We start from the raw sequence: 7706 nt of genomic DNA, 5'->3' as shown, positions 1-7706 counted from the left end.
CCAATGATGACAAGCGTTACATCAATCGCAGCCGTGACAATGATCTGAAACAAGGCATGTCGTTACTGCAGAGCATGCTCTACCACTCCCAGGAGATCACCACCCATTATTGGTTGACTCCCTTCCTCTATTTCATCCACAAGCATGCGCAAACCGTGCGTGGCAGCGTGGAGGAGGTTGAGCGCTACTACGGCTTCCTGTGCCATTTGGATAACCAATTGCTCGGGGAAGTGACGAGCGATCCCTTGGTAGTGCGCACGCGGGCATTCATGAATGAGCCCTGGCGTACCGCCGCTGCGCTTCAATTCGAGGCAGTGTTGCCCTGCGATTACGGCGTCGACTTTGCGCATTACTGGTTCTACAAGCTGGACTTTGTGCTCTGGCATGAGCAGCATCGTGATCATGATGCATGGGGCAACTTCCGCTTCACAGCCAAGAACTCGGTGGAGCATATTTCGCCGCAGAATCCACAAACGACCGATACCAATAAGGTCACCAGCGCCTGGCTGAACCGCTTTGGCAATCTGGCGCTGGTCTCGCGCAGCATCAACTCCGAGTACAGCAATTTGCCGTACAACGAAAAGCGCCAGCGATTCCTCAACAAGCGAGCCCTTGAGAAGCGGCCAGACTCTTTGAAAATGGACTTGATCTATTCGAACGACGAATGGGGTGATGCAAGGGCGGCTGAACATCAGGCAGCCATGCAGGCAGCCATGCAGCGCCACTACCAAAGGCGTTTTGCGGTTGAGTAGCGTGGATTGAATGACAGCGCTCACCAGTCCACAACGCTACATTCGGAATTGGTGAGCGATGGTTGGCTGTCCTTCGCTGCATGTTCATCCGGTCAGCCAAATATCCATTTAAGGCTTCACCTCACCGGTGGATCTGTCGCATCATCGGGCCATTATCGTTGACGCCACATGGCACCGGATGTTGGGGTCGTGTCTGTTACAGGAATGTTCAATGCAAAGTCTTTATGCTCCAGGCGCTCGCGTCGTTATCCGTGACTGCGAATGGGTAGTGCGCCGAGCTGATCCCTGCGATGACGGTGGTTACATCCTCACGGTCGACGGGTTATCCGAGCTGGTCAATGGCAAGAGTGCGCAGTTTCTCTCGCGGCTAGAGGAGCAGGCTGACGTGATCCGTATTCTGGATCCTGCAGAGACCTGCTTAGAGCAGGACACCACCCCCGGGTTTGAGAAGAGTCGTCTGTTCATCGAAACCCAGCTGCGGCAGATCACTCCAGCAGATAGCAAGATTCATCTGGGCCATCGCGCAGCGATGGATACGGTGCCTTATCAGCTCGATCCCGCGTTGCAGGCGCTCAAGCAGAACCGCCAGAGAATCCTTATTGCCGACTCAGTAGGCCTGGGAAAGACTCTGGAAGCCGGCATCCTGATGACCGAGCTGATCCGCCGTGGTCGCGGCAAACGCATTCTGGTGCTGACGCTGAAAAGCATGATGACCCAGTTCCAGAAGGAAATGTGGAACCGATTCACTATCCCACTGACTCGGCTGGACTCCGCCGGCCTGCAGCGTGTGCGCAATCACATACCGGGTAATCACAACCCTTTCTACTACTACGATAAGTCGATCATCTCTATCGACACGCTGAAACAGGACAACGAGTATCGCCGCCATCTGGAAGAGGCCTACTGGGACATTATTGTCATCGACGAGGCCCATAACGTCGCCGAGCGCAGCAGTGGCTCGCAGCGTGCCAAGCTCGCGCAACTGCTGGCTGGCCGCTCCGATACGCTGATCATGCTCTCGGCCACGCCGCATGATGGCAAGGCGCGCAGTTTTGCAAGCCTGATGAACATGCTTGACCCGACTGCCATTTCCGATCCGGACGACTACGCCAAGGAGGACTTCCGCGATAAGGGGCTGGTCATCCGTCGCTTCAAGAAGGACATCCGCGACCAGGTAAAGCAGGAGTTCAAGGAGCGGGTAGTCAAGGACATCTACCTGCACGCTTCACTGGAGGAGGAGGGTGCTTACCAAGCCCTGCTTGATGTGCCCTTCACCTACCGTGGCGAGCATAGTGCGACCAGCAACGGCCAGTTAGTGCGTATCGGCCTGCAGAAAGCCATGTTTAGCTCGCCGGCTGCCGCCCAGATATCGGTCAAGCAGCGCATTGCCAAGTTGCAGGGCAAGGGTGCCAGCACCGACGAGCAGGCTGAAATTGAAGCGCTCCACAACCTTCAGCACGCCTTGCGCAACATCACCCCGACCAGCTTCAGCAAATATCGGGAATTTCTCGGCCTGCTGAACAGCAAGGACTTTGGCTGGAAGAAGAGCGACACCGACGACCGCCTGGTGATCTTCAGTGAACGGATCGAAACGCTCAACTGGCTGCAGGCCCAATTGCAGCAGGATCTCAAACTTAAGGACGATGCCAGCCAGATACTGCATGGCGGCATGAGCGACATAGAGCAGCAATCCATTGTCGAAGCCTTCGGCAAGCCGGAAAGCAAGCTGCGTGTATTGCTTTGTTCGGACGTGGCTAGTGAGGGTATCAACCTGCACTACCTGTCTCATCGTCTTGTGCATTTTGATCTGCCCTGGTCGCTGATGGTGTTCCAGCAGCGCAACGGTCGGGTTGACCGCTACGGCCAAGAGCAGACGCCGATCATCACCTACCTGATTGCCCAGAGCAGCAACCCGACGGTCAAGGGCGACCAGCGCATACTGGAAATCCTCAAGGAGAAGGACGATCAGGCCTACCGTAACATCGGTGATCCAGCCACTTTCATGAAGGTCCACGATGCGGACGCTGAAGAAGCGTTGACCATGCAGGCCATGGCCAACGGCACCGACGCACAAACGTTTGATCAGCAGTACCAAGCCGATGACAGTAATGAAGGCGACGATCTGCTGGCGCTGTTTCTCAACCCCGAGGCCGTGCAGGCAAAAACTCCTGAGCAGGTAGAGCAGTTCACCGTCGACGGCTTCAGCTTGTTCCCCAGTGACTATGAGTTCGCTCGTCAGGCGCTGGAAGCCATCAACCGTGAGCGCCGCCAGGTCAACTTCACGGCCAACAATGAGCGTCAAACCATCACCCTGACACCTCCGGACGACCTGGACTACCGTTTCCGCTTCCTACCCCCGGAAATCCGCCCGGAAGACGGCAGCTTGGTGCTTACCGCTGACAAGCAGCGTTTTGCCGAAGAAATTCGCCGTAGTCGTCAGGACGAGAACGCCTGGCCCAAGCTGCACTACCTCTGGCCCCAACATCCGGCGATCCAATGGCTGCAAGACAAGCTGCTGGCCCAAGTGGCTCGGCACAGTGCGCCAGTACTGGCGCTGCCGGATATCGTCCGGGTCACCCAGCTAATGCAACCCGACGAGAGTGTGTTCCTGGTCAGTGGCCTGATTCCCAACCGCAAGGCCCACCCAGTGATCTGGAAGTGGTTCGCCATCAGGATCTGTAACGACGCGGTCACGGGCATCGAACCTGCCGAAGCGTGGTTGCAGCGCCTGCAGCTGGACAACCGCTTGCCTAACCGCGCTCAGCCGCTGGCTATCGTTCAGCTAGAACGTCTGCGGCCGGCAGTGATTACCGCTGCGCGCAAGCAGATGCAGCAACTGCAACAGGATTACATCGCCGCATACCGACCGCAGCTGGAGCGTCAGCTGGCCGAGCTCAAGGCGCTTAAGGGGCGTCAGGTCCTGCAGCTCGATCTGCAACTGGAAGGTTCCAGTCAGGCGGAACATTTCAAGGCCGCTCGCAAAGAAGAGCGTCTGAACCGGATTGAAAAGGTGTTTGCTGACTACCAGACCTGGGTGCAGGACACTCACACCATAGAACCTGTGCCGTTTATTCAGATTCTTGCCGTATTTACCCGGGCCACAGACTGAGCAGTCGGGCTCAGGCAAAGGAGTAAAAGTTAGATGTCGTTACAGGACAGCGTGGCCACCTTTATCGGATTGAGCAACGATAACGAGTTTTTTAGCGCTCATTACCTTGCAGAGGTATTCCAGGGCGACTTGGCTGACACCATCAAAGAGTGGGAAATCCGGGAAGAGCAGGGCGAAGGTTTCGTCACCCCGCAGCGCGCTTTGCGCAACCTGAATCAGGGCTATTTTGCCCTGCGCCACAAGCTCAAGACTGAACGCAGCGCCAGTGAGCGCATCCGTCTGCAACGCGAGTTCTACCGCGACCTGCTTGGTGCGCTGGGTATTACCTACCAGCCCGGCAACCGTGAGGTTGCCGCCAATATGGAGCTGCCAGTGCTCAGTGTGCTGGGTGACCAGCTATGGGTGTTGGGTGCACTGGATGCTAATAGCGAGGGCGAAGATCCGCTGTCGCTGCAACTGCACCGTGACCAGTTCTTCGGCTCTGGTCCGCACCACGACAAATTGAGCAATACCGACTGGTACCGCATCCTCAATGAAGTGGTGTTTCGCCAATCCAGCCCGTTTAACGAGCAGCCGCCGCGTTGGGTACTGCTGCTCAGCGACCGCCAAGGCATTCTGATTGACCGCTACAAGTGGTCGCAGAATCGCATGCTGCGTTTTGACTGGGAAGAAATTCTCGGACGTCGAGACGACCGCACCCTCAAGGCCACCGCGGTACTGCTGCACCGAGAAAGCCTGGTGCCGGATGATGGCCAGAGTCGACTCGACAGCCTGGATGAAAACAGTCACAAACACGCCTTTGCCGTCTCCGATGATCTGAAATATGCCCTGCGACACGCTATTGAGTTGCTCGGTAACGAAGCGGCCGCGCAACTGGTCGAGCAGGCCCGAGACCGCAAAGAGGGCATATACAGTGGCAGCAATGCGCTGGACCCTGACCAGTTGTCCAGCGAATGCCTGCGCACCATGTACCGAATCCTTTTCCTGTTCTATATCGAAGCTCGGCCAGAGCTCGGCTACCTGCCGCACCAGCACGATGCCTGGCGCCAAGGCTACAGTCTGGAAAGCCTGCGCGATTTGGAAAGTGTTCGCTTGACCACCGAAGAAAGCCGTCGCGGTCACTATTTTCACCACAGCCTGCAGCGCATGTTCGGCCTGATCTACAACGGCCACCAACTCAACCGCCAACTCGACCAGTTGCACGAAAGCACCGCCAACGGCTTCACCCTGCAGGGCCTGGACAGCCACCTGTTTGACCCGGCTAACACTCCGTTGCTCAACCGAGTCACCTTCAGCAACGAAACCCTGCAGCGAGTGATCCAGAGCATGTCCTTGACTCGGCCTCAGAAGGGCCGTAAGCGTCGTGGTCGTGTCAGCTACACCCAGCTCGGTATCAACCAGCTCGGTGCCGTGTATGAAGCGCTGCTCAGTTACCGTGGTTTCTTCGCCACCGAGGACCTCTACGAAGTCGCCGCCAAAGGCCAAAACATCAACCCTGATGAACTGGAAACCGGCTTCTTCGTCACGCAAAGCCAGCTGAACGAATTCGACGAAGACAGCGAATGGGTTTACGACATCGAGGAAAAAAAGAGAAAGCTGCGCGTCCACCCCAAAGGCAAATTCATCTACCGGATGGCCGGGCGCGATCGGGAAAAATCCGCTAGCTACTACACTCCGGAAGTGCTCACCAAAAGCCTGGTGAAGTACACCCTTAAGGAGCGCCTGACAAGCGATGTCACCGCCGACGGCATCCTCAAACTGACGGTATGCGAACCTGCTATGGGCAGTGCTGCCTTCTTGAACGAGGCCGTCAACCAGCTCGCAGAGGCCTACCTCACGCGCAAACAACAGGAACTGGGCCAGCGGATTCCCCACGAGGACTACCAGCACGAACTGCAGCGGGTAAAAATGCACATCGCCGACCACAATGTGTTCGGTGTTGACCTCAACCCTATCGCTGTTGAACTGGCGGAAGTCTCCCTCTGGCTTAACGCCCTTAGCGGTGGTCATAACGTACCCTGGTTCGGCTACCAGCTGTTCACTGGCAATAGCTTGATTGGTGCTCGCCGCGAGGTCTACCTCGCCAGCACACTCAAGAAACAAGCCAAGGAAGGGCTCTGGTACAACCATGCCCCGCGCCGGCTCAACCCCTTTAGCCTGCTGGAGCAGGCAGGCGAGGGGGGGCGAAAAGAAGGGGAAATTTACCACTTCCTGCTGCCCGACCCTGGCATGGTCGACTACAAAGATAGCGTGGCCAAACAGCTGCGTCCGGATGCCTTCAAGGCAATCAAAGATTGGAAAAAAGCTTTCTGTGCTCCGTTTGAGGCACAGGAAATTCGCTCCTTGCAAACGCTCAGTGATGCGGTTGATCGGCTGTGGCGCGAACACACCCAGATGCTGGAGCTGCACCGCCGGCGTACCGAAGACAGCTACCCCTTGTGGGGCCAGCAGGGTATGGCCGAACACCACACCAGCACCAAAGAAAAAGACCAGCTGCACACCACTGGAATCTTCAATACAAATGCCCGCTTCGCGTCGCCCTACCGCCGTCTGAAACTGGCCATGGACTACTGGTGCGCCTTTTGGTTCTGGCCGCTGGACAAGGCAGAGCAACTACCTGACCGACAAAAATGGCTGTTCGACCTCAACACCATCCTCAACAGCGCTGGCACCTTCGAGTTCGCCCCGACGCAAGACGGCTTGTTTAGTGCTGAGCCAGCGGAAGGGAATGATCTCTTCGCCAAACCCATCGAGGACCTGTTCGCAGCCGACGAGCCCCAACAAACCCTACGCGCCGAAACCAAGGCTGTCCGCGACGTCAGCACCCAGCAGGGCGAGCTCAACCTGGAAAAGCTGTTCAAGAATCCATTTTTTAAGACCCTGGCCATCGCCAACGAGCTGGGTGAACACTTCCGCTTCTTCCACTGGGAACTGGCTTTTGCCGATATCTACGCCAAGCGCGGTGGCTTCGATATCACTCTGGGTAACCCACCCTGGCGCAAGGTGGAATGGCAGGAAGGCGGGATTCTCGGCGACTACAACCCGGCCTTTGTGCTGCACAAACTCAGCGCACAGCAGCTTACCGACCAGCGCGAAGCCGCCTTCGAGCGCAGCTCCCAATTGCAAACGGCCTGGTTTGACGAGCTGGCGGAGGCGGAAGGCTCACAGGCGTTTCTGAACGCCACCCAGAACTATCCGCAGCTCAAGGGCATTCAAACCAATCTTTACAAATGCTTCCTGCCTCGGGCCTGGGCCAATGCCAATGAGCAGGGTGTGTGTGGCTTTTTGCATCCGGAGGGTATTTACGACGATCCCAAGGGAGGGGGGTTCCGGCGGGAGCTCTATCCTCGTTTGCGTGCGCACTTCCAGTTCATCAACGAAACCAGGTTATTTGCCGAGGTGCACAACCAGACGCTTTTCAGCATCAATATTCATGGCCCGATCGGTGAGCCGAGCCTCAAGCACGTCTCCAATCTGTTTGTTCCCGGTACAATTGACCAATCGTTTGCGCACGATGGCATTGGCCGGGTGCCCGGAATCAAGGAGGAAATGGAGCTGCCCGATGGTCGGGTAAAAGTGAAGTGGAACCTCGATGGTCACCGCGATCGGATTATTGAAGTTGGCAAACATGAACTGGCCTTGTTCGCACAGCTCTACGACGATGCCGGTACCGATGCCCTGGAGGCTCGCCTGCCAGCCCTGCATGCCCTGCAGCTCATCAACGTACTGGAAAAATTTGCCGCCCAGCCCAGACGCCTGGCGGACCTTAAAGGGCAATATTTTTCCACGGTGATGTTCGATGAAACCTACGCTCAGCGTGACGGCACTATTAAGCGCGACACTCA

3 protein-coding genes are annotated in these 7706 nt (G+C 56.9%); all 3 read left to right on the top strand.

Going from position 1 to position 7706, the window contains the following annotated elements:
* A partial coding sequence (locus HP546_RS22495) for an HNH endonuclease family protein (protein WP_172229629.1) occupies positions 1-752 on the top strand: 752 nt, incomplete at its 5' end.
* A 127-nt stretch (positions 753-879) separates the two neighbouring features.
* Positions 880-3861 carry a helicase-related protein gene (locus HP546_RS22490; protein ID WP_372242452.1) on the top strand — a complete coding sequence of 994 codons (2982 nt, stop codon included), beginning with the start codon at positions 880-882 and terminating at the stop codon, positions 3859-3861.
* A gap of 33 nt (positions 3862-3894) precedes the next feature.
* Positions 3895-7706, top strand: a 3812-nt coding sequence (locus HP546_RS22485) for an Eco57I restriction-modification methylase domain-containing protein (protein WP_172229626.1), incomplete at its 3' end; no start/stop codon positions are given.

The organism is Pseudomonas sp. CM25, assembly GCF_013179705.1.
In the GTDB taxonomy this organism is placed as follows: Bacteria; Pseudomonadota; Gammaproteobacteria; order Pseudomonadales; family Pseudomonadaceae; genus Aquipseudomonas.
The sequence above is the reverse complement of the archived record's forward strand: the minus strand, read 5'-3'. Positions and strand labels throughout refer to the sequence as shown.